Here is a 23,886-nt window from a genome sequence, read left to right as displayed (position 1 = left end):
TTTCTTCCATTATACCAATCCTTTTCATCGCTTGGCATTATTTTTTAACCGTTTTCGCACTTCAGATATAAAGTAAAGCGATCCTGTAATGAGCATCAACTCATCGCTCCCCATTTGGTTTTTCTTTTCCCCGATCCAACCGATCCAATCACCTGTCACCGCTTTCTGCGGATGGGACGAAAGGTCCGCCAACTGTTCCGCCGCCGCCGCGCGCGGAAAGTCAAACGTGGTAAACGTGATCGTATCTGCAAGCTCATCAAGCTGCCGAATCATCCGCTCCAGCGGCTTGTCGGTCAGCGCGGCGAACAAGACATGGACGCGCTTGTCGGGATAATGAGCGCGCACCGTCTCGACAAGGGCGCGAATGCCGGCTTCGTTATGGGCGCCGTCGAGAATGATGAGCGGTTTGCCGCTCACCCGCTCAAACCGGCCGGGCCAAGCAGCAGTGGCCAGCCCATCGGCGATATGCTCCGGCTCGATTAAAAACGAATAGCCAAGGCGCAACAATTCTGCCGCCATCACCGCCACCGCCGCATTGTCGACTTGATGGGCGCCGGGCATTTGAATGCGCAAATCGCGGTATTCGGCAAACGGCGTGGCGAGGGAAAACTGCTCTCCTTCGGCGATCGTTTTCCAGTCTGTTACAGTAAAATCAACGCCGAGACGATATGTTTTCGCCTTCCGCTCCGCCGCCGTTTTGGCGATCACTTCCCACGCCTCCGGTTCCTTCACCGCCGTCACAAGCGGCACGCCCGATTTGATGATTCCGGCTTTCTCCGCGGCGATTTGCCCAAGCGTATCGCCTAAAATGTTCATATGATCGTAGCTGACGTTTGTAATGACAGAAACGAGCGGATAAATGATGTTAGTTGAGTCCAAGCGGCCGCCGAGCCCGACTTCAATGAGCACGATGTCTTGAATGTTCTGTTTTCCAAAATAATACAGCATCATCGCCGTGATCACTTCAAACTCGGTCGGTCCGCCAAACTCTGTTTGTTCCAACTCATCGGCAAGCGGCTGAATGACTCGCACGAGCTCGACGATCTCTTGATCGGAAATCGGTTCGCCGTTGATGCTGATTCGTTCGTTAAACTGCTCGACATACGGCGAGGTGAACGTGCCGACCGAATAGCCCGCCGCCTGCAAAATCGAGCGCAAATAGGCGACCGTTGACCCTTTGCCGTTCGTTCCCCCGATATGGACGGCGCGGACGCGGCGTTCCGGGTGGCCAAGTTTTTCCATCATCCATTCCATCCGTTTCAATCCCGGTTTCATGCCGAGCCGCAGCCGCCCGTGAATCCAAGCGACTGCTTCTTCATACGTTCGAACCATGTTCATCGTCCTCCTTTTTCCATTGGTGTCTTGCCGCCCCCTGCCGGCTTCATGCGGCAGATGCGCCACACATCGAGAAGCGTGGCGAAAGCGAGTATATGTTGACAACAAACCTCTTCTCAGAATATGACAAACCTTCCATCATGATCCATCGAAAAAGACGAATCTACAGGAAAGCGGATTCGTCTTCATCATAATCAACCGCCAGATCGTTTGTCTACCGTTTGAGCTCGGCGAGGCGCGCCTTGACGGCTTCGCGTTTTTCCATGTAATCTTGCCGCTTGCGCCGCTCTTCTTCGACGACATGAGCCGGCGCTTTCGCCAAAAAGCCTTCATTCGCCAGTTTCTTTTCGACGCGCTCGACTTCTTTGTTCCATTTGTCAAGCTCTTTTTCAAGCCGCTTCATTTCTTCCTCAATATTGATCAATCCTTCAAGAGGCATGATGAGCTCGGCGCCGGTGACGACCGCCGTCATCGCTTTGTCCGGCGCGGGAACGTTTGTATCAATCAAGAGCTCGCTCGGGTTGCAGAACCGCTCAAGATAGGCGCGGTTTTTCATGAGCACCGCCCGCACTTGTTCATCTTTCACCTTAATATAGAGCGCAATCGGCTTGCTCGGCGGCGTGTTCACTTCGGCGCGGACGTTGCGGACGGCGCGGATGATGTCCACAAGCATCCGCATTTCTTCAGCCGCTTCTTCGTTCGACAGTTCGGGACGCACTTGCGGCCACGGAGCGACGGTGATCGATTCGCCTTCATGCGGCAAGTTTTGCCAAATTTCCTCGGTAATGAACGGCATGAACGGGTGAAGCAGGCGCATCGTGTTGTCGAGCACATACGCCAACACCGAACGTGTCGTCTTTTTCGCCGCCTCGTCATCACCGTACAGCGGCAGCTTTGCCATTTCGATATACCAGTCGCACAAGTCGTCCCAAATAAAGTTGTACAGCGTACGCCCCGCTTCGCCGAATTCGTATTTCTCAGCGAGCTTCGTCACCGTCTCGATCGTTTCGTTGAGACGCGTTAAAATCCAATGGTCGGCGACCGTTTTTTCGCCGCTCAAATCAAGCTCCTCGTACGTCATGCCGCCCATGTTCATCAAGGCAAAGCGCGAGGCGTTCCAAATTTTGTTAGAAAAATTCCACGTCGCTTCGACTTTTTCTGTGCTGAAGCGCAAGTCTTGCCCCGGCGAGCTGCCGGTCGCCAAGAAGTAACGGAGCGCATCGGCGCCGTACTGGTCAATCACATCCATCGGATCGACGCCGTTGCCGAGCGACTTGCTCATTTTCCGCCCTTGGGCGTCGCGGACGAGGCCGTGGATGAGCACGTCTTTGAACGGACGCTTTCCGGTGAATTCAAGCCCTTGGAAAATCATGCGCGACACCCAGAAGAAAATGATGTCATAGCCGGTGACCAGCACATCGGTCGGGTAGTAGCGCTTGTAATCCGGCGAGTCGGTATCCGGCCAGCCCATGGTCGAGAACGGCCAGAGCGCCGAGCTGAACCATGTGTCGAGCACATCTGGATCTTGTTCCCAGTTTTCGATGTCTTTCGGCGGCTCATGGTCAACGTAAATTTCGCCCGTTTCTTTATGGTACCATGCCGGGATGCGATGCCCCCACCAAAGCTGGCGCGAAATGCACCAGTCGCGGATGTTTTCAAGCCAATGCAAATACGTTTTTTCAAACCGGTCCGGCACGAACTGCACTTTGCCGTCGGTTTGCTGCAGCTTGATGGCGGCTTCGGCGAGCGGCTTCATTTTCACAAACCATTGCGTCGACAAATACGGCTCAACGACCGCGCCGCTCCGTTCGCTATGACCGACTGAGTGCACGTGCTCCTCGATTTTAAAGAGGACGCCTTGTTCTTGCAAATCGCGGACGATTTGCTTCCGGCATTCAAACCGGTCAAGCCCCTGGTATTGCATGGCGTTTTCATTCATCGTGCCGTCTTCGTTCATGACAAGAATGCGCGGCAAATTGTGGCGGTTGCCGATTTCAAAGTCGTTCGGGTCGTGCGCCGGCGTAATTTTGACCGCTCCGGAGCCGAACTCCATATCGACATATTCGTCGGCAATGATCGGTATTTCGCGGCCAACGATCGGCAGTTTCACCATTTTGCCGATCAAGTGCTTGTACCGCTCGTCATCGGGGTGCACAGCGACGGCCGTATCGCCGAGCATCGTTTCCGGACGGGTCGTCGCCACTTCGATGAAGCCGGAGCCGTCGGCGAGCGGATAGCGCATATGGTAGAGCGCGCCTTTCACTTCTTTATAAACAACCTCAATGTCCGACAACGCGGTTTTCGTCACCGGGTCCCAGTTGATGATGTATTCGCCGCGGTAAATGAGCCCTTTCCGGTAGAGCGAGACGAACACTTCGCGCACCGCTTTTGAGAGCCCTTCGTCAAGCGTAAACCGCTCGCGCGTGTAATCAAGCCCAAGCCCTAACTTCGCCCATTGACTGCGAATATGGCCGGCGTATTCTTCCTTCCACTTCCACGTTTCTTCTAAAAATTTTTCCCGGCCTAAATCGTAGCGCGACAGCCCTTGCTGGCGCAATTTTTCCTCGACTTTCGCCTGGGTGGCGATGCCGGCGTGATCCATTCCCGGAAGCCACAAAACGTCATACCCTTGCATCCGCTTCATGCGCGTAATGATGTCTTGCAGCGTCGTATCCCACGCATGCCCTAAGTGCAATTTGCCGGTGACGTTGGGCGGCGGGATGACGATCGTAAACGGTCGTTTGTTCGGATCACCGGTCGCTTCAAAAAATTTTCCTTTCAGCCACCATTCGTAGCGCCCGGCTTCAACGGCGCGATGGTCGTATTTCGGCGGCATCGACACTTCGTGCTGTGCCATGTTTCATTTCCCTCCTTCAACATGATGGACAATGCGGCCGACGGCGGCTTCCCACTAAGCAATGCCGCACAGCCGGCAAGCAAAAAAGCCCCTTTCATCCAAAAAGGACGAAAGGAGCTGCTTTCGCGGTACCACCTTTTTTCTTAAGCCTAGAAGGCTGGTGATGAAGAGAACCGCAACACGGCCAACCCACCGGTGAAACATCGGCTGGCGAGCCCACAATCAGTTTGGTTGACCGGCCTTCTAGAAGCTTAAGCGCTTCATTGGCATAACGGCATGATGCCGGCTTCCTCTACTCGGCAGCAGCGCCTTTCAAAGAAGCAGCTCAAGGGCGACCTTCCAGCAGCCGTCATCCTAGGAAATCTCGCAGCTTCTGATTTCCCTCTCTGCAGGCGCGGACCGCTGTACTCCTCCCCGTCTTCGCTTTTGTCGTCACGATTCGATTATTATACTACCATTGTCCATCATCTTTGCCAAGTTTTTATTTATTTATTCCATCCGTGTGCATTTGGTGACAAACCACCGCACGTTTCATATTGTATAGTAAACCGGAGAAGGAGGGAATGTCGATGCGGCGATTCAATCCGTATTCGTGGCCGCCGTGGCTTCGGCAAGTGCGCGCCGTCTGCGCCCAAGTGATCATCCCGCTCACCATTTTTCAAGCGATCCGCACTATTTTTCTGCCAACGACGTTTGATGTCATTTTATTGGCCATCTTCGTTTTCATTGCCGTGGCGCTCCATCTGGAATGGATTTAGTGGGACGCCATTTTGTTTGGGCTGGATTCAAAATCGATTTAACCATTGCTGCTTTCATCCGCCGGCGGTTCGTTGTCCACCGCTTCTTCCTGCTGCTGCGCGGCGTCGCGTTGGACAAGGTGCATAACGAGCGCCTCCATATTTTTGAACGCCAAATAACGACGCTGCAACGCGGCCACATATTCCCGTTCGTTCCGCTCGTTCCGCGAAGCGGCCTCATACCGCTCCAAACAGCGGACAAACCCACGCGGCTCCGCCAAATGGCTGTATAAAAACGCCCGCTCCCCGTCGGACAGCGGCAGCTCCTTCTCGTACTCCCCCATCCCTTCAAGCCACTCGCGCCCAAGCGGCGGCATTGTCTGTACGTGAAAACGGAGCGCGGCGATCACATCAAAGAGCGGCGAATTCCAATGCGCCCGCTCCCAACTGATCCAATACGGCGGGATATAGTGGGAGAGGCGCGCTTTGCCGTGCACCCAGGCGATGCGCCATTGCTTCGTCTCTTTGAGCGTCTCTTCCCACACATCGAGCCGTTCTTCAGCGAACGAGTACGCGCGCATCACCTCATGAAAATAGGTGCAGCATTGGAGCTGAAACGGAGACATGTACCACGCCGCTTCGTACCGCTCAATCCGTTCTTCCCAAACCATCCGCGCCCGTTGCCATTCGTCCTTTTTTTGCTTTCGGTACGCCGCCGCCTCTTCCTCACTCACCTCGATCGTACGGACGGTGGCGCGATGGAAGCGGGCGAGCTCGCGAAAAAAGGCGTCCACCGCATCCTTCTCCACCTTTGATTCGCCGTCATGCCATGCTTGCAAATAATAAAGACGGCCGCCTTCTGTGGCAAACAGCGACCGCTGCTGCGTAAAGTACAATGGGAGGCAGCGGCGGCCGCCGCCATGTTGCAGAGACTGCCAAACGGCGGCGGCTTCTTGCTCGCTTTCAAGCGGCTTTAAGGCGAAAACACCGCGGTTCGTGTATACTTTGACGGCTTTGCCTCGCTGCTCCATGCGCTCTGGACGAAGACCGTACTGGGCGAGCACAGCCTCATATCGGTCAGCCTGTGTGGCCATTTGTTACGCCCCCTTATCGGCAAAAGAAACGGAAAGCGTTCCTTTCATGAGAAAGGACGGCTTCCCGCCATGGCCGGAATATAGAGCAGCTGCCCCTCGTGCACGTCATCTGGGCCTTCCAAATCGTTGGCGCGCAAAAGCTGCGAGACGGTCACATCATACCGTTCGGCAATCTTGTCCAATGAATCTCCTTGCTGGACGATGCAAATTTTCAGTTTCGTAAACTCTTCTGCCTCGCTTTTCGCAAACAGCTTCGTCAAGTAAAGCGCATTTTCGCTTTTTGTTTTCGTTTCTTCTTCCTCTTCTTCCTCTGCCGCCTTTTTCGCCGCCCCGATCGATACTTTCGCCTCAGTTGGCGGCAGCAGTGAAGCGATGTCTTCCTCCGTCTGTGCGCTGACCGCCTTCGTTTCCGTCTCGAGCGGCAAAAACGGCTCTTTGGCCTCCTCTTCTTCCTCAGCCTCCGCTTCTTCATGGCGCATAGCGGCTGGCTCTATGACGGAAACCGTCGTTTCGTCGGCGGCAAACGTGGGCTGTTCAGCCGCCTCATCGGCGAGATCATCCGCCGAAGCAAACACTTCCTCACCGGCCGCTTCCTTGCGGGCGATTGATTCAAACGGGGCAAACAGCGGCTCATCGTCCTCCTCATCGTCCGGCAAATCATCGTCAAGCGGCGCTTCACTGATCCCACTGATCGAAATGTCGGCAGTGATCAGCAATCTTCCGTTTTCATCCAAATCATAATCAAACGATTCAACCGTCACGTATACATCCTCAAGGGAACGAATGCGGTTTTTTGGAATCGTAATATCGATTGGAAAGCGGTGCGACAGTTCGCTGATCCCGTCTTCGCGCACCGAAATGTGCTGAATGAACCGATAACCAGCCATCTCAAACACGTCGTCATCCGCTTCGGCCTGCCCTTCGTCCGCTTGGCGGAATTCGCCGCTCAACTCAAGCGCGCCGCGGATCGTAATATATTGGTCGTACTCATCGACGGAAATGACCGGATCAAGAGAAATGGATAAAAACTCGGCGACTTCCTGTCCTCTTTTAAACCAGACCGATTCTTCCAATGAAAAACGCAAATACGATTGCTCCAACCGGGCCTCCTCCTTCCGTCCCTTCGGCAAATGGTTTCTATGACATTATCCATTGTATGAACGGAAAAGAGGCGGTATGATAAAAAATTGGGCTGCCGACCGTCGGCAGCCCCTTTCCTTATCCACGCAGACGGGCAAACACCCGCTCAGCAGCGGCAATCGTATATTCAATATCATCATCACTGTGCGCCGTCGACAAAAACAGCCCCTCAAATTGCGACGGCGGCAGGAAAATGCCTTCATTCGCCATTTCCCGATAATAGGCGGCAAACAGCTTCAAGTCGGACGTTTTCGCTGTCTCGTAGTTGACCACCGGCTCGTTCGTGAAGAAAAAGCCGATCATCGATCCAGCGCGGTTGATCGTATGCGGAATGCCGTACTTCTCCGCCGCCTGATGAAGACCATCCGCAAGGCGCGCCGCTTTGCGGCCAAGCTCTTCGTACGTTTCCGGCGTCAGCTGGCGGAGCGTCTCGTACCCGGCCGTCATGGCGAGCGGATTGCCGGAGAGCGTGCCGGCTTGGTACACCGGGCCGCTCGGCGCGACAAGCTCCATGATCTCGGCTTTGCCCCCGTACGCTCCGACTGGCAAGCCGCCGCCGATCACTTTGCCAAGGCACGTCAAATCCGGCTCAATGCCATAATACCCTTGGGCGCAGTGGTAATCGACGCGGAATCCGGTCATGACCTCATCAAAAATCAATAAAGCGCCGTATTGTTTCGTCACCTCGCGCAGCCCTTCCAAAAAGCCAGGCACCGGCGGAACGACGCCCATGTTGCCGGCGACCGGTTCGACGATCACCGCGGCGATGTCTTCGCCAAACCGCTCAAACGCATAGCGGACGCTGTCCAAATCGTTGTACGGCACGGTGATCGTATGCTGGGCGACCGATTCCGGCACGCCCGGGCTGTCCGGCAGGCCGAGCGTCGCCACGCCGGAGCCGGCTTTAATGAGCAGCGAATCGCCATGGCCATGGTAGCTGCCTTCAAATTTGATAATTTTGTTGCGCTTCGTATAGCCGCGCGCTAAACGGAGGGCGCTCATCGTCGCCTCGGTGCCGGAGTTGACCATGCGCACAACCTCGACGGACGGCACCCGCTCGATGACGAGCTTGGCGAGCTCATTTTCAAGCAATGTCGGAGCGCCAAAACTCGTGCCTTGTTCCGCCACGCGCTTCAACGCTTCCACGACCTGCGGGTTGGCATGCCCTAAAATGAGCGGACCCCATGACAGCACATAATCGATGTATTCATTGCCGTCAATATCGTAAATTTTCGCTCCTTGGCCGCGCGCCATGAAAATCGGCGTCATCCCGACCGACTTGAAGGCGCGCACCGGGCTGTTCACCCCGCCCGGCATCAATTTCACCGCTTCTTCGTAAGCGGTTTTTGACCGTTCGTAGCTTCGCATGCTTCCGCCCTCCTCTTTATTCCGCCAGCCAGCGGGCGACATCTTTAGCAAAATACGTAATGATCAAATCCGCGCCCGCCCGTTTCATCCCTGTCAACATTTCCATGACGACCGGCTTCTCATCGATCCAGCCGTTTTGCGCCGCCGCTTTGACCATCGCATACTCGCCGCTCACGTTATAGGCGACAAGCGGAAGCGGAAAACGGTTTTTGACGTCGCGGATAATATCCATGTAGGCAAGCGCTGGCTTCACCATCAAGAAATCAGCGCCTTCTTTGACATCCGACTCCGCCTCGCGAAACGCCTCAAGGCGGTTGGCCGGATCCATTTGGTACGTCTTCCGGTCGCCAAACTGCGGCGCGCTGTCGGCGGCATCACGGAACGGGCCGTAAAATGCCGAAGCGTATTTGATTGCATACGACATGATCGGCACATACTCAAACCCTGCTTCATCAAGCCCACGGCGAATGGCGGCGACAAAGCCGTCCATCATGTTCGACGGCGCGATGATGTCGGCGCCGGCTTGCGCTTGGCTCACCGCCGTTTTGGTGAGGAGCTCGAGCGACGGGTCGTTCAGCACGCGCTCGTTTTCGACGACGCCGCAATGGCCGTGGCTCGTATATTCACATAAACACGTATCCGCAATGACGACTAGATCTTTGTGTTCAGCTTTGATTTGGCGGATCGCCCGCTGCACAATCCCTGTTTCGCAATACGCCTGCGAACCGACTTCATCTTTTTCATTTGGCACGCCAAACACCATGACGGCGGGAATGCCAAGCTTGGCGATGTCGTCCACTTCCTCAGATAAACGGTCAAGCGATAAATGGTAAACCCCTGGCATCGACGGCACTTCCCGCTTAATGCCGCTTCCCTCGACCACAAACAGCGGATAAATGAGATCCTCGACGCGAAGATGCGTCTCACGCACCATCGCCCGAATCGCAGCCGTTTGCCGCAAACGGCGATGGCGGTCAAATGACAGTGCCATTCATCGTCCCTCCATGGAAAAATATTGTTCCATCGCTTTGATTATACCATCCGTGGTGTAATCCGTCGGACAAATGTGGACCGGAATGCCCGCCCGCTCGGCCGCTTCTTTCGTCACCGGTCCGATGCAGGCGACCGCAACACCGGAAAGAAGGGCATCCACTTCTTTGTCGAGAAGGCGGACAAGGCTGTCAACCGCCGACGGGCTCATCAAGGTGACCGCATCAAGCTCCCGCCGGCGCAGCAGCGACAACAACCGCTCCCGGCCGTTTTCATCAGGCTCGGTCTCATACACCGTGAGCTCGTCGACCGCGGCGCCGGCGTTTCGCAACGCCTCAGGCAAGGTCGGGCGCGCCAAATTGCCTTTGACAAACAGCACCCGCTCGCCTTGTTTTACGCGCGGCGCAAGCATGGCGGCAAGCCGTTCAGCGGTGAAATCATCCGGTACGAGCGCCGGTGAAACACCGTACTCAACGAGCGCGGCCGCCGTCTTCCGCCCGACGACGGCGACATTCGGCAGCGGCCGCGGCAACGAAACGTGCGGAAAAAAGAAGCGGACGGCGTTCGCGCTTGTGAAAACGAGCCAACGGTATTCGCCAAGCCGCTCAACCATAGAAGCGATTTCTTCCGGCGCCGCCGGTCGGATGGCAATGAGCGGGATCTCGACCGGCACGGCGCCGACAGCGCGCAGCTTGGCAGAAAACGATGCCGCCTGCTCTTTGCCGCGCGTCACGAGCACCGTTTTGCCGGCGAGCGCGCTGTGTGTCATGATTGGCTCAACTCCTGTTTCACCCGCTCGATGAGCGCTTTCGCCCCTTGTTCGCTCAAGATGGCAGCCGCCTGTCGGCCGACCGCTTCCGGATCGGCGCCAGTGACGATTTCTTTATACATTTCTTTGCCATCCGGGGAGGCGACAAGCGCGGTAAGACGCACCGTCCCCTCCTTCACTTCCGCGTAGCCGGCAATCGGCACTTGACAGCCTCCTTCCATTTGCTGCAAAAAGGCGCGCTCCGCCCGAACAGCCCGCTCGGTTTGCTCGTCGTTTAACCGGCTGAGCCATTGGCGCAATTCGTCATCATCCTCCCGGCATTCGACCGCCAGCGCCCCTTGGCCGACCGCCGGAACACAGACATCAAAAGGAAGATAGTCGCTGATGACGTCATCGCCCCAACCCATGCGCGCAAGACCCGCCGCCGCCAGCACGATCGCATCGTACTCTTCGCTTTCGAGCTTCGCCAACCTTGTGTCAATATTGCCGCGAATCCATTTGATCGTCAAATCCGGGCGATAGGCAAGCAGCTGCGCTGAACGGCGCAAGCTGCTCGTGCCAATGACCGACCCAGGCGGCAAGTCGGAGAGCATCCGGTTTCCTTTGCTGACAAGCACATCGCGTGCATCTTCGCGACGCGGAACCGCACCGATCACTAAACCTTCGGGCAGCACAGCCGGCATATCTTTCATGCTATGGACCGCCATATCGATGCCGCCGGCGAGCAATTCATGCTCAATCTCTTTCACAAACAACCCTTTGCCCCCGACTTTCGAGAGCGTAACATCAAGCACCCGATCTCCTTTCGTGACGATTTCTTTCACTTCAAACGTAAACGGCGCCCCAAGCTGTTTCAATTCGTTGATCACCCACTTCGTCTGGGTCAAAGCAAGCTTGCTGCACCGCGAGCCAACGACAATGTTCCGCATCTCGTTTCACCTCGATTACGAATACCAAAAATGAAATTTTGACAAACTGCCAAACAAGAAAAAGTTGACAAGCAAAAATAAAAACGAACCGATATTCCATAGCGCGATCGCCTTCCCTTGCATCTGCCGGACGGCTCGCTTGTAAAAATAGACGCCATAGACGAGAAGAACGACAAACGACCCGAGCACTTTCGCATCATACCAATGGAAATGGTCGATTTGAATATACGCCCAAATCACGCCAAGAATGAGTCCTAATAACAACATAGGCAAGCCGAGCGCATTTAAAACATACGACAAAAAATCAAGCCGCGACAAATCCGCCATGCGCCAAAGGCGCGCCCCCCACTTTTTCTTTTTCAGCAAACTGTACTGCAACATGTAAAGCGCCGAAAACAGAAACGACAGCGTAAACGCCGCATACGCTCCGAGCGAAAGGGTGATGTGGATGATCAGCAGCTCCGAGACGAGCCGCTCCGCAACAGCCGGCGACTGCGAAGACGGTGCAAACGTATGAATGGCCAAAATAAAAAAAGCAAGCACGTTCGTAAAAAAGACGATGAAATCGACGCGCAGCAGCCGATTGATGACGAGCGACAGCGTAATGAGCAGCCAAGCGTAAAAATAAAGCCCTTCCGACATCGTTAAAATCGGAAAGCGCTTCGTCTCCATGATGCGAGAAACAAACGTCACTGTCTGCAAAAGCCACACAATAGAAAGCAACCAGAAGGCGATGTCGTTCGCCTTCCGGTTTTGTTGTAAAAAATCGATGAAATAGAATAGGATCGAAGCGATGTAAAGCAAAATGGACAACTCATACAACAGCGCCACCATCCATCCCACCTTACAGCTGCCATGATGGGCGGGCGGCACGGACCGCTTCCGCGTCTTGTTCATCGCATTGCACGGATTTCGCCTGCTCTATATGCCGCTCGGCTTTCACCGCATCTTCGATATTGAAAATTTTCATAAACAGCAAAAGCGCCTCCTCGGCATTCGGGCCGGCGGCGAGTTCCTTCGCCTGCAAAATCGGATCGCGGAGCAGCTGGTTAATAATGCTTTTCGTATGCTTATTCAACACTTTCCAGTCGCGCTCCGACAAATGCGGCAGTTTCCGCTCCAAACTTTTCATCGTTTCTGCTTGAATGGCCAGCGCCTTTTCGCGCAATGCGGCAATGACTGGCACGACGCCGAGCGTCTGCAGCCATTGGCTGAACGCCATAAGTTCCGCTTCGATCATCGTTTCAATGCGAGCCGCTGCCTTTTGCCGTTCCGCCAAGTTGGCCGCCACCACATCTTGCAAATCGTCAATGTCGTACAAAAACACCGTTTCCAAATCAGCCAACGCCGGATCCAAATCGCGCGGCACCGCGATGTCAACCATAAAGAGCGGGCGGCCTTTGCGCATTTTCTCAAGCGGCGCCACCATTTCCTTCGTCAAAATATAGCCTTTGGCTCCCGTCGAGCTGATGACGATATCCGCTTCCAGCAAAGCGCATGACAATTCGCCGAGCGGCTTCGCTTCGCCGGCAAACTGCTTAGCAAGCTGTTTCGCTTTTTCAAGCGTCCGATTGACAACCGTCACCTTCCCGACGCCGCTGCCGTACAAGTTTTGCGCCGCCAGCGTCCCCATTTTGCCGGCCCCGATAATCAAGACGTGCTTGCCGGCAAGGCGGCCGAAAATTTTCTTCGCCAGCTCAACCGCCGCATAGCTGACCGATACAGCGTGCGCGCCGATGCCCGTTTCCGAGTGGGCGCGCTTCGCAAAGGTCACCGCCTGCTTGAACAGATGATTGAAAATCGTGCCGCTCGTCCCGACCTCTTGAGCGAGCAAATAGCTGTCTTTCACTTGCCCTAAAATTTGCGTTTCCCCAAGCACCATCGAATCAAGGCCGGCCGCCACGCGGAACAAATGCTTTATGGCCGCTTCTCCTTCAAGCACACGCAAATACGGAGCAATCGCTTCCACTTTGACGCCAAACCATTCGGCTAAAAATGCTTTCATATAGTAACGGCCGGTATGCAGTTGATCAACCACTGCATAAACTTCCGTCCGGTTGCACGTCGAAACGATCACATTTTCGAGCACGCTTTTTTGCTTGGCGAGCTGTTTCATCGCCGCACCGAGTTCCGCTTCCGCAAACGCGAGCTTTTCGCGGATTTCTACAGGGGCGGTTTTATAGTCGACGCCAACGACTACGATTTGCACGATGCCATCCCCCTTATTGACCGAATCCCTTCCATCATTATATCACAACCGTCCATCGTTCCGGTTTGAAAAAATTGTGAACATGCCTTCAAAGCTATGCTAAACTGTAGACAGTGATCATTCTATCATAAACATGTCCAAAAGGGAAACGGAGGACGCGACGATCATGAAAACCCGAACGGTATTCGCCGGCATCTTGTTCATCGGCCTCGGGCTGTATTTTCTCGCCGGACAGTTGGAATCCCCCCTTTTCCATTTCTTCCAAGGGTGGCCGGCCTTGCTTGCCATTTGCGGCGCGGCTTTGCTTGGCCAGGCGCATTCAGCGCGCGAATATGCTTACCTTTTCCCCGGCTTTCTTTTACTCGGATTTGGCGTTGAGTTGCTCCTTGCGAGTGCATTTTCGGCCTGGCCCCGCGGCGTGAACATGTTTTTTTTCCTCATCGCGCTCGCTTTTTTCGCCAGCAGCCGCAAACAAAAAGGCGGGGCCGGCTTTGGCGTGCTTTTCTTGCTTCTCGCTGTCGTGCTGACGTTTTCCGGGCGCGGCCAGCCGTTCTTTCACCTCGTCCAAGCCGGACTTTCCTCTGTCTGGAAGTTTTGGCCGCTCGGACTCATCGCCATCGGCGTCTATATATTATGGACTAGGCGAAAATAGCCTTGAAAGCGAAAACACCAGCGGAATCGCTGGTGTTTTCGTCATGAGGCCACAAACGGCAAAAGCGCCGCCCATGCTTCGTCTTTCCCTTGTCCGGTCTCGGCGGAAAACAAAATGAGCGGGTCGCCGTCAGCCATCCGCAGCGTCTCGCGCGCGATTTTCGCGTGTTTTTGATGCTTGCCGCGCGGCACTTTATCCGCTTTCGTCGCGATGACGATCACCGGGATCTCGTAATGTTTCAAAAACTCGTACATCATCACATCGTCTTTCGTCGGCGGATGGCGCAAATCAACGAGCAGGACCGCCGCCTTAAGCGCCTCGCGCGTCGTAAAGTACGTCTCCATCATGTTCCCCCATTTTTGCCGCTCCTGCTTCGACACGCGGGCGAAACCATAACCTGGCACGTCCACAAAGTAAAACGAGTCGTTAATCAAATAAAAATTCAACGTTTGCGTTTTACCTGGCTTTGAGGAGGTGCGCGCCAAGTTTTTCCGGTTGATCATTTTGTTGATGAATGATGATTTGCCGACGTTCGAACGGCCGGCGAGCGCCACCTCCGGCCGTCCGCCGTCCGGATATTGTTCCGGCTTGACGGCACTGGTCACAAGCTCTGCTTTCTTCACATTCATCGCTTCCACCCCACCAACGCGTGCGGCAGCACCTCATCGAGATGAGAGACGAGCACAAAGCGCAAGTCGCGCTTCACCGTTTCCGGAATGTCAGCCAAATCTTTTTCATTGTCTTTCGGCAAAATGACGGTTTTCAATCCGGCACGATGGGCGCTTAACGTTTTCTCTTTCAGCCCCCCGATCGCAAGAACGCGGCCGCGCAGCGTAATTTCCCCGGTCATGCCGACAAAGCGGCTCACCGGCTTGCCCGTCAAAGCGGAAATGAGTGCGGTCGCAATCGTAATGCCGGCCGATGGCCCGTCTTTCGGCACCGCTCCTTCCGGAACGTGGATGTGAATATCATATTTCTCATGGAACTTCGGATCAATGTCAAGCTCCTCGGCGCGCGACCGCACGTAGCTGAACGCCGCTTGCGCTGATTCTTTCATGACATCGCCGAGCTTGCCGGTCAAAACGAGTTTGCCGTTTCCTTTCGCGAGCGACACTTCGATGGCGAGCGTATCGCCGCCAAACGCCGTATACGCCAGCCCGGTCGCCACGCCGACTTGGTCTTCCGCCTCCGCTCGGCCGTAGCGGTATTTTCGCTTCCCTAAAAATTCCTCAAGATTGTTTTCTGTGATCACAACCCGCTTTTTCTCGCCGGAAACGATGAGGCGGGCCGCTTTTCGGCAGATAGCGGCGAGCTGCCGCTCCAGCTCCCGCACCCCGGCTTCGCGCGTATAATGGCGGATGATATCGAGCATCGCGTCATCGCGAATTTGCAACGCCGCCTTTTTCAGCCCGTGCTCGGTGATTTGTTTCGGCAGCAAATGCCGCTTGGCGATATGCAGCTTCTCCACTTCTGTGTAGCCTGGTATGTGGATCACTTCCATCCGGTCCAAGAGCGGCTGCGGAATCGCCGCCAAATGGTTGGCCGTGGCGATAAACATGACTTTCGATAGATCGTACGGCTCTTCAATGTAATGGTCGCTGAACGTATGATTTTGCTCCGGGTCAAGCACCTCCAGCATGGCCGCCGATGGATCGCCACGGAAATCGCTCGACATTTTGTCGATTTCATCAAGCAAGAAGACGGGGTTGATCGTGCCTGCTTTTTTCATTCCCTGGATAATGCGTCCCGGCATGGCGCCGACATACGTGCGGCGATGGCCGCGAATTTCCGATTCGTCGCGGACGCCTCCGAGCGAAACGCGGACGAAGCGGCGGCCGAGCGCTTTGGCGATCGAGCGGGCGAGCGACGTTTTGCCGACCCCCGGCGGTCCGGCGAGGCAAAGAATCGGACCTTTTAACGATTTCGTCAGCTGCTTGACAGATAAAAATTCAAGCACCCGTTCTTTCACTTTATCGAGCCCGTAATGCTCCTCGTTTAAAATCGCTTCCGCCCGCTTAATGTCGTGGATGTCTTCTGTTTCTTTCGACCACGGCAAGGCGATGAGCCAATCGAGGTAGTTGCGAATGACTGCGCTTTCCGCTGAGGTCGCCGGAATTTTTTCATAGCGGTCAAGCTCCTTCAATGCCGTTTGTTTCACATGCTCCGGCATGCCGGCCGCCTCGATTTTTTCTTTCAGCTCCTCGACTTCGCTCGTTTTTCCTTCTTTTTCGCCAAGCTCTTTTTGAATCGCCTTCATTTGCTCGCGCAAATAATACTCTTTTTGCGTCCGCTCCATCGACTGCTTGACGCGGGCGCTGATCTTTTTCTCAAGCTGGAGCACTTCTTTTTCGTTGTGCAAAATTTGGATGATTTTATTGAGGCGCTCTTTCACGTCGATCGTTTCTAAAATGCGCTGCTTTTCCTCAAGCTTAAGCGGCAAGTGCGAGGCGATGATGTCCGCCATTCGCCCCGGCTCATCGATGTCGACGATCGAGGCGTAAATGTCGACCGACAGCCGCTTGGACAAGTTTATGTACTGCTCGAAATATTCAAGCATCGTCCGCTTGAGCGCCTCATCTTCTAAATCTTTCGCCGCCCGATCAGCAAACTTTTCGACTTTGACGAGAAAGTACGGCTCCTCGCTGATCACTTCCGTAATGAGCGCCCGAGCGACGCCTTCGACAAGCACGCGGAACGTGCCGTTCGGGAGTTTTAGAAGTTGCTTGACGCGCGCGATCGTTCCCATTTTATATAAGTCATCCATGTCCGGTTCGTCGATGGCAACGTCTTTTTGCGACGTCAGCAAAATCATATGATCCTCAACCATGGCTTGTTCGAGCGCTTTGACCGATTTCTCGCGCCCGACATCCAAATGGAGCACCATCGTCGGAAACACGAGCAGCCCACGCAGCGGCAAAAGCGGAACGACCGTCTCCTTTTTCTTTCCGTTCACGCCGAACACCTCCATCTCTCGCTTCTATTCGTTTATTGTATAGTACGGTAGCCGGGTTTGTAAAATTTGACGAACGAAAAAGCGCGCGGCGCTCCGTCTGCAGGCAAAGAAAAACCGACTTCAGCGACGATCCGCTTGCGCCGAAGCCGTACATAAAAGAGAGGCCGGGCGAACCGCCCGACTCGGTTGCGAGCGGATCGCCCGCTTTCGTTGCCAATCGTTCGCCTTGCCGCCGTTTCCTTTGGCTAGACGAGCTTTTTCTCCGAGCGGTCCATAGCCGCTGGCAGCAGCGCGGGGCCGCGGCGGAGCGCCTCTTCGCCGAACACATGGACGAGCACTTCCTCGAGGCGGCGGACGGCGATGATTTGAATGCCGCTGACTTCGCCTAGCAACGATTGCATATTCTCAATCGGGATGATGACTTTTTTCGCCCCGGCTTGTTTGGCCGCTTTGATTTTGGCGAACACGCCGCCGACCGGTTTCACGCAGCCACGGATGCTGATTTCTCCGGTCATCGCGACCGTATGATCGACTGGCAGCTGGTAAATGGCGGAATAAATGCCGACTGCAATCGCCACCCCGGCTGAAGGGCCGTCAACCGGCACCCCGCCCGGAAAGTTGACATGAATGTCGTAGCGGTCCGCTGGCACGCCCATCGCCCGCAACACCGTAATGACGTTTTCCGCCGAGCCGCGCGCCATGCTTTTGCGCCGCACCGATTTTTCTGCACTGCCGATGCTTTCCTCCTCGACAATGCCGGTGACATTGATCAATCCTTTTCCTTTCGCCGGCAAAGCGGTCACCTCAATTTCGAGCAACGCACCGGTGTTTGGTCCATACACAGCCAGACCGTTGACGACGCCGACCGCCGGAGCGGAAGCGATTTTCTTCTCATAGCGCGGAGTCATTTGGCTCGATTGAATGACCCATTCAATATCTTTGTCCAAAATGTTTTCTCGGTTTTCCGTGATGGCCAGGCCAGCGGCAATTTGCATCATGTTGACCGCCTCCCGCCCGTTGCGCGCATAGGCGGCAAGGAGGCGAATGCCGCTTTCTGACACGTTCAAGCGGATTTTTTCCGCCGCCTTTTTCGCGATGAGGGCGATTTCATCTTGGTCCAATTCACGGAAAAATACTTCCAGGCAGCGAGAGCGAATGGCCGGAGGAATTTCGTTCGGCGTGCGCGTCGTCGCCCCGACAAGACGGAAATCAGCCGGCAGTCCATTTTGGAAAATATCGTGAATATGGCTTGGGATTTGCGGATTTTCTTTGCTGTAATAGGCGCTTTCAAAAAATACTTTCCGGTCCTCAAGCACTTTCAACAACTTGTTCATTTGGATCGGATGAAGCTCGCCGATTTCGTCGATGAATAAAACGCCGCCGTGGGCGTTCGTCACCGCCCCTTGCTTCGGCTGGGGAATGCCGGCTTGCCCCATCGCCCCGGCCCCCTGGTAAATCGGGTCGTGCACCGAGCCGATGAGGGGGTCGGCGATGCCGCGCTCGTCAAAGCGCGCCGTCGTCGCGTCAAGCTCAACGAACACCGCATTTTTCTTAAACGGGGAGAGCGGATTTTTTTTCGCTTCCTCAAGCACGAGCCGAGCAGCTGCCGTCTTGCCGACGCCGGGCGGCCCGTAAATGATGACATGTTGCGGGTTGGGGCCGCATAAAGCGGCTTTTAACGCCTTGATGCCGTCTTCCTGACCGACGATGTCGTCAAAACTTTTCGGCCGCACTTTTTCCGCCAGCGGCTCGGTGAGCGAAATCGAACGCAGCTTGCGGAGCTGTTCCATCTCTTTGCGCGACTCTTTATCAATCGAAACTTTTTGCACACGTTGCCCTCTTAGCAAATTCCAAAAATAAAGGCCGATGATGACCCCGAAAAACAGCTGGATGACCAGTACGATGTTCGTCCAATCCATGCCCCGATATCCTCCTGCCTTTAGATGGTATGTAGTATGATAGTATCTCCGCGAACTGGCGGGAATAAACAAAAAAGCGCCGACCGGCGCCCAGGGCATGGGCGGCGAAAAAAGAAACCGCCGAAAAAAGGCGGTTTTCCCATCAGGCAGATGTTTTCCGTTCCAGCTCGATGACGGTGCCATCATGACGGATCAGCGTCGGCGGCTTTGTGCCGCGCACCGTGTCGAGCGTGATGATGCACTTTTGCACATCTTCGCGCGACGGCAGCTCAAACATCACATCGAGCATAATGCCTTCGATGATCGAGCGAAGGCCGCGCGCGCCCGTTTTCCGCTCAATCGCTTTTTTCGCGATTTCACGGAGCGCCGCTTCTTCAAACTCGAGCTCAACGCCGTCAAGCTCAAGCATTTTTTGGTATTGCTTGACAATGGCATTTTTCGGTTTCGTCAAAATGTCGATCAACGCCTGTTCGTCGAGCGGCTCGAGCGTCGTAATGACCGGCAGACGGCCGATGAACTCCGGAATCAGTCCGAATTTGAGCAAGTCTTCCGGCAGCACTTTCGACAACAAGTTTTTCTCGTCGACATCCGTCTGGTTCATTTCCGCGCCAAAACCGATCACTTTTTTGCCAAGGCGGCGCTTGATGATCGGCTCAATGCCATCAAACGCCCCGCCGCAAATGAACAAAATGTTCGTCGTATCGATTTGAATGAATTCTTGATGCGGATGTTTGCGGCCGCCCTGCGGCGGAACGCTGGCAATGGTGCCTTCTAAAATTTTCAACAGCGCCTGTTGCACCCCTTCGCCGGATACGTCGCGAGTGATGGAAGGGTTTTCCGATTTGCGGGCGATTTTGTCAATTTCATCGATGTAAATAATGCCTTTTTCCGCCCGTTCGACGTCATAATCCGCCGCTTGGATGAGCTTTAACAAAATGTTTTCGACGTCTTCGCCAACATAGCCGGCCTCTGTAAGCGAGGTGGCATCGGCGATGGCAAACGGCACGTTCAAAATGCGCGCCAATGTTTGCGCCAGCAGCGTTTTCCCGCTCCCGGTCGGCCCGATCATTAAAATGTTGCTTTTCGACAGCTCGACATCATCGATTTTGCTGCCGGAATTGATCCGTTTATAATGATTGTAAACAGCAACGGCGAGCGATTTTTTCGCCTCATCTTGACCGATGACGTACTCATCTAGAATTTCCCGAATTTCCAACGGTTTCGGCACGTCTTTAAATTCAAATTCCTCTTCATTGCCGAGCTCCTCTTCAACAATTTCCGTGCATAGCTCAATGCACTCGTCGCAAATGTAAACCCCCGGACCGGCAACGAGCTTTCGCACTTGATCCTGTGTTTTGCCGCAGAACGAGCATTTCAACTGCCCTTTTTCATCATTGAATTTAAACATATCATTCACCCCTTGCCAACGAAATCGCGCCTGCTTATGTATCCATTTCCGCCATCTCTTATGTCGTAAAAACGTATGTATTCGCTATTTTACCATAAATGTTCCTGAAAAAGCGAATGAAAAAACCGTTATCTGTTTAGAAAAGTTTGAAAATTGCCGCTCAGGCGCCATTGTTGTGGATAAAGAACAAGGCACGAACGTCTCGCGCCTTGTTCTTTCCTTAAAGATATATTATGCCGCAACCTTGCTGTGCTCTACAAGAAAATCGACTGTTTTCCGCCATTTCAAATCTTCTTTGACGCCATCTAAGCTGCCGAGCAGCTCTTTCAGCTTGTCCACGCTCAGCTTGTAGGCTTCCGCCATTTTTTCGAGCTCTTTGTTTACTTCCTCGTCGGTTACTTCAATGTTTTCGGCCTTCGCGATCGCTTCAAGCGTCAACGCCGCGCGCACCCGTTTTTCGGCATCTTCTTTCATTTGCTCGCGCAACGACGCTTCATCTTGGCCGGAGAATTGGTAATACAACTGCAAGTTCAGACCTTGCATTTGCAGGCGTTGGTCAAATTCGCGAAGCATCCGGTCGGTTTCGTTTTTGATCATAACCTCCGGAATATCCATTTCGGCGTTGGCTGCCGCTTTTTCGACAACCGCATTGCGCAAGGCAGTCTCCGCCTCGTTCTTTTTCGCCTCTTCCAAACGGGCGCGAATTTTCGCCTTCAGTTCGTCAAGCGTTTCGACTTCTTCATCGACGTCTTTGGCAAACTCATCGTCAAGCGCCGGCAGCTGTTTCGCTTTCACTTCATGCACTTGCACTTTAAACGTCGCCGGTTTGCCGGCCAATTGCTTCGCGTGGTATTCATCCGGGAATGTGACTTGGATTTCTTTTTCCTCGCCGGCTTTCATGCCGACAAGCTGTTCTTCAAACCCCGGAATGAACGTTCCAGAGCCGATTTCAAGCGAATAGTTCTCTGCCTTGCCGCCTTCAAACGGCTCGCCGTCGACAAACCCTTCGAAATCGATGACGACCGTATCGCCGTTTTCCACCGTCCCGTCTTCTTTCACGACAAGTTCGGCGTAATTTTCTTGCAAACGTTTCAATTCGTTTTCGACATCTTCGTCCGTCACGGTTGTATCCATTTTTTCCACTTCAAGCCCTTTGTATTGACCGAGCTTGACTTCCGGCTTTACGGTCACTTTCGCTTTGAAAATTAAGCTTTTGCCTTTTTCCATTTGCTCAATGTCAATCTCCGGCATTGACACCGGTTCGATGCCTGCCTCTTCGACGGCTTTGGCATACGCCTCTGGCAGCAAAATGTCGAGCGCATCTTGATAGAGCGCTTCGACGCCGAAGCGTTTTTCAAACAGAACGCGCGGCACTTTCCCCTTGCGGAAGCCCGGAAGCGTGATGTTTTTCACCACTTTTTTAAACGCGGCGTCCAAGCCTTTGTTCACTTTCTCGGCGTCGACCTCAACGGTCAATACGCCTTCGTTCCCTTCAAGCTTTTCCCATTTGACTGACATCCTTGTTCCCTCCACCTGAAATCATTGCTCGGACCATAGCGCACTCCGCTTGTCCAGATCTTTTTATGATGCCCAATTATGTAGACAAGTATGCGAAAACAGATACATAGCACAGCCATTATATTATAACATACAACAGCCATGTTTCAACAGAGAACGAGCCATTAGAGGGAGGAAAGTTCCTCTATTTCGTATAGCTTTTGGCAAAGCGTTGCCATCTCCGCCGCCTCCACACCGTAGCGGTCGGCCAAGGCGGTCGCGTCAGCATCCAAGCCTAAAAACCGGCTCGCCATCCAATGGAGAGCAGCAAGCCAGGCCGCTGCATCCGCCGGCTCTGGCGGAAACGGGTACAACACATATGCATAGCGAAGCCAAATGTCCGCCGCCGTTTCATACAAACTCGGGCTTTCCGCCGCGAGCTGCTGTTCAAGCCGACCCAGCAGCGATGAAGCAAATTCCGTTTCCGTCTGTTCGTCCAACCCTGACGGGACGACCTCCATGCAACGGCCAAATTTCTCAACCGTCACCGTTTCGTTGACTCGCTTCCCTGTCAACAGGCGAAGGAGCATCGTTTTCGCCATCGGGCTTTTTTCCGGTGCGCGTAAATATTGCTTGAGCAACGGCAGCACCGGCTCGATGTCTTCTTTTTCCAGTTGTTTAATCAGTTGCAGCTGCTCAGCAATGTCCCCGGACTCAAGCAGCCGTCTCACCCGCTTCCACTCCGCGGGCGGAAGCGTGCGGGCATTCATTTTTTCACTGAATCGAAGCAGCTGGTGAAGCTGTTCGCGCAGCGAAACGGATAACGACGGACGGCGCAAGGCGTGGCGGATCACGGTTTCGGCCTTGCTGTATCGATTCGTTTGCAACAATATGGCAATATACATTTGCAACAGTTCACCGTTGCCCGGTTGCTCGTCAAGCAAACCGGCAAGACGCCGCTCCGCCTCATCATATTCCCCAAGCTCATAGCAACAGACAGCCAGCCCAAGCCGAACCGGAAAGCTGTGGTCGCCAAGCTGTTCGGCGGCGCGCAAAAAGCGGAGCGCTTCTTTATACCGCTTCGCCTCGAGCGCAGCAAACGCCTCTTCCATCAGCCGTTCTTTCGTTTGCGGAAACATGATGATTTTTCCTTTTTTCCCGGCCATCTTCGCCCGCTCCTATATGTGTTTACCACAAGTGTAACAAGTTTTCTTAGCCGAAACAAGCCAACCCTTTTTGGCGCTTGCTGCCGCCGTCCATTTTCTTCATCCTCCTATATGCAAAACAAAGAGGCTGTTCCTGCCAAAATAACGGTGGAACAGCCGATTTTTGCCGCCGCGCTGCACCGCAAAAAATAGACGCTTACGGCCGCGGGCTATGCTGTTGTTCATACGCTTGAATATACGGTTCATAGACAAACGTTAAATCAATTTCATCCCATCCCTTTAACAGCAACTGTTTTCGATACGGGTCAATGTCAAACGGACGCGAAAATCCTTCATCGTCAAATACCCGCTGTTCTTCAAGCGAAACCGTCAGTTCATAGTCTGCGCGCTCGCTTTGGCGCAGCAAGTAGCGGACATCCTCTTTATCCAGCCGGATCGGCAACAGCCCGTTTTTTAAGCAGTTGTTGTAAAAAATATCGGCAAACGATGGGGCAATGATGACGCGGAATCCGTAATCTTGCAGCGCCCACGGCGCATGTTCGCGCGATGAGCCGCAGCCGAAGTTTTCATCGGCGACTAAAATCGTCGCCCCTTCGTTTTCCGGGCGGTTGAGCTCAAACTCTGGATTTGGCGTGCCGTCGCTCAAATACCGCCAATCGTAAAAGAGAAACTGGCCAAAGCCGGTGCGTTCAATCCGTTTCAAAAACTGCTTTGGAATGATTTGATCGGTATCAATATTCGCACGATCGATGCCGGCGGTTTTTCCGCGATGGATCGTAAACGGCTTCATCGTCCTTTCCCCCCTTCCGTTATGGATGTCACTGATGGCAAAGGAGCTCGGCTTCCTAGGATGCCGCGCCGCC

The 23,886-nt window shown here is 54.2% G+C and carries 19 protein-coding genes and 1 other annotated feature; of the genes, 2 read left to right on the top strand and 17 right to left on the bottom strand.

What is annotated here, in order from left to right; all coding sequences use genetic code 11:
• Positions 1-24: 24 nt before the first annotated feature.
• Together CD000_RS02105 and CD000_RS02100 are read right to left on the bottom strand one after the other, a co-directional pair.
• Positions 25-1,332 (bottom strand): bifunctional folylpolyglutamate synthase/dihydrofolate synthase, encoded by a 1,308-nt coding sequence (locus CD000_RS02105; protein ID WP_096224771.1) that lies wholly within the window; start codon positions 1,330-1,332, stop codon positions 25-27.
• A 217-nt stretch (positions 1,333-1,549) separates the two neighbouring features.
• On the bottom strand, positions 1,550-4,192 hold the full coding sequence (locus CD000_RS02100; RefSeq protein WP_096224770.1) for a valine--tRNA ligase: 2,643 nt from the start codon (positions 4,190-4,192) through the stop codon (positions 1,550-1,552).
• A 100-nt stretch (positions 4,193-4,292) separates the two neighbouring features.
• Positions 4,293-4,622 (bottom strand) — a binding site (T-box leader).
• A 139-nt stretch (positions 4,623-4,761) separates the two neighbouring features.
• Here CD000_RS02100 and CD000_RS02095 point away from each other — a divergent pair.
• Positions 4,762-4,950, top strand: coding sequence for a hypothetical protein (locus CD000_RS02095; protein ID WP_011232115.1), 189 nt, complete (start codon positions 4,762-4,764; stop codon positions 4,948-4,950).
• A 38-nt stretch (positions 4,951-4,988) separates the two neighbouring features.
• On the opposite strand, the gene ysxE is transcribed toward CD000_RS02095, so the two are convergent.
• From ysxE to hemA, 8 genes are all read right to left on the bottom strand, one after another.
• Positions 4,989-6,023, bottom strand: a complete 1,035-nt coding sequence (ysxE, locus tag CD000_RS02090; protein WP_096224769.1) for a spore coat protein YsxE — start codon at positions 6,021-6,023, stop codon at positions 4,989-4,991.
• A 44-nt stretch (positions 6,024-6,067) separates the two neighbouring features.
• A complete protein-coding gene (spoVID, locus tag CD000_RS02085) occupies positions 6,068-7,123 on the bottom strand; it encodes a stage VI sporulation protein D (protein ID WP_096224768.1) in 1,056 nt (351 codons plus the stop codon).
• 118 nt (positions 7,124-7,241) lie between these two features.
• On the bottom strand, positions 7,242-8,531 hold the full coding sequence (hemL, locus tag CD000_RS02080; protein ID WP_096224767.1) for a glutamate-1-semialdehyde 2,1-aminomutase: 1,290 nt from the start codon (positions 8,529-8,531) through the stop codon (positions 7,242-7,244).
• A gap of 16 nt (positions 8,532-8,547) precedes the next feature.
• On the bottom strand, positions 8,548-9,522 hold the full coding sequence (gene hemB / locus CD000_RS02075) for a porphobilinogen synthase (RefSeq protein WP_013144588.1): 975 nt from the start codon (positions 9,520-9,522) through the stop codon (positions 8,548-8,550).
• Entirely contained in the window at positions 9,523-10,290 is a 768-nt protein-coding gene (locus CD000_RS02070; RefSeq protein ID WP_096224766.1) for a uroporphyrinogen-III synthase, read from the bottom strand.
• Positions 10,287-11,219 (bottom strand): hydroxymethylbilane synthase, encoded by a 933-nt coding sequence (gene hemC, locus CD000_RS02065; RefSeq protein WP_096224765.1) that lies wholly within the window; start codon positions 11,217-11,219, stop codon positions 10,287-10,289. Before hemC ends, CD000_RS02070 begins: the two co-directional genes overlap by 4 nt.
• A 15-nt stretch (positions 11,220-11,234) precedes the next feature.
• Positions 11,235-12,053, bottom strand: coding sequence for a cytochrome c biogenesis protein (gene ccsA, locus CD000_RS02060; RefSeq protein WP_011232122.1), 819 nt, complete (start codon positions 12,051-12,053; stop codon positions 11,235-11,237).
• A gap of 10 nt (positions 12,054-12,063) precedes the next feature.
• The gene (gene hemA, locus CD000_RS02055; protein ID WP_011232123.1) at positions 12,064-13,428 is read right to left on the bottom strand and encodes a glutamyl-tRNA reductase; all 1,365 of its coding nucleotides are present in this window, start codon (positions 13,426-13,428) and stop codon (positions 12,064-12,066) included.
• A gap of 166 nt (positions 13,429-13,594) precedes the next feature.
• On the opposite strand from hemA, the gene CD000_RS02050 reads away from it, so the two are divergent.
• Positions 13,595-14,080, top strand: a complete 486-nt coding sequence (locus CD000_RS02050) for a LiaI-LiaF-like domain-containing protein (RefSeq protein WP_011232124.1) — start codon at positions 13,595-13,597, stop codon at positions 14,078-14,080.
• Positions 14,081-14,121: 41 nt separating this feature from the next.
• Here CD000_RS02050 and yihA read toward each other — a convergent pair whose 3' ends face one another.
• From yihA to leuD, 7 genes are all read right to left on the bottom strand, one after another.
• A complete protein-coding gene (yihA, locus tag CD000_RS02045) occupies positions 14,122-14,709 on the bottom strand; it encodes a ribosome biogenesis GTP-binding protein YihA/YsxC (protein WP_011232125.1) in 588 nt (195 codons plus the stop codon).
• A complete protein-coding gene (lon, locus tag CD000_RS02040; protein ID WP_096224764.1) occupies positions 14,706-17,048 on the bottom strand; it encodes an endopeptidase La in 2,343 nt (780 codons plus the stop codon). Before lon ends, yihA begins: the two co-directional genes overlap by 4 nt.
• A 230-nt stretch (positions 17,049-17,278) precedes the next feature.
• Positions 17,279-18,952, bottom strand: coding sequence for an ATP-dependent protease LonB (gene lonB, locus CD000_RS02035; protein WP_011232127.1), 1,674 nt, complete (start codon positions 18,950-18,952; stop codon positions 17,279-17,281).
• 142 nt (positions 18,953-19,094) lie between these two features.
• Entirely contained in the window at positions 19,095-20,360 is a 1,266-nt protein-coding gene (gene clpX / locus CD000_RS02030; RefSeq protein ID WP_011232128.1) for an ATP-dependent protease ATP-binding subunit ClpX, read from the bottom strand.
• A 231-nt stretch (positions 20,361-20,591) separates the two neighbouring features.
• Positions 20,592-21,878 carry a trigger factor gene (tig, locus tag CD000_RS02025; RefSeq protein ID WP_021322169.1) on the bottom strand — a complete coding sequence of 429 codons (1,287 nt, stop codon included), beginning with the start codon at positions 21,876-21,878 and terminating at the stop codon, positions 20,592-20,594.
• Positions 21,879-22,042: 164 nt separating this feature from the next.
• Positions 22,043-23,023: a tetratricopeptide repeat protein gene (locus CD000_RS02020; protein ID WP_096224763.1), complete on the bottom strand. Its 981-nt coding sequence runs from the start codon at positions 23,021-23,023 to the stop codon at positions 22,043-22,045.
• A 196-nt stretch (positions 23,024-23,219) separates the two neighbouring features.
• Positions 23,220-23,813, bottom strand: a complete 594-nt coding sequence (gene leuD, locus CD000_RS02015) for a 3-isopropylmalate dehydratase small subunit (RefSeq protein WP_023633493.1) — start codon at positions 23,811-23,813, stop codon at positions 23,220-23,222.
• Positions 23,814-23,886: the final 73 nt, after the last annotated feature.

This window comes from Geobacillus sp. FJAT-46040, assembly GCF_002335725.1.
GTDB lineage: Bacteria > Bacillota > Bacilli > Bacillales > Anoxybacillaceae > Geobacillus > Geobacillus thermoleovorans.
The sequence above is the reverse complement of the archived record's forward strand: the minus strand, read 5'-3'. Positions and strand labels throughout refer to the sequence as shown.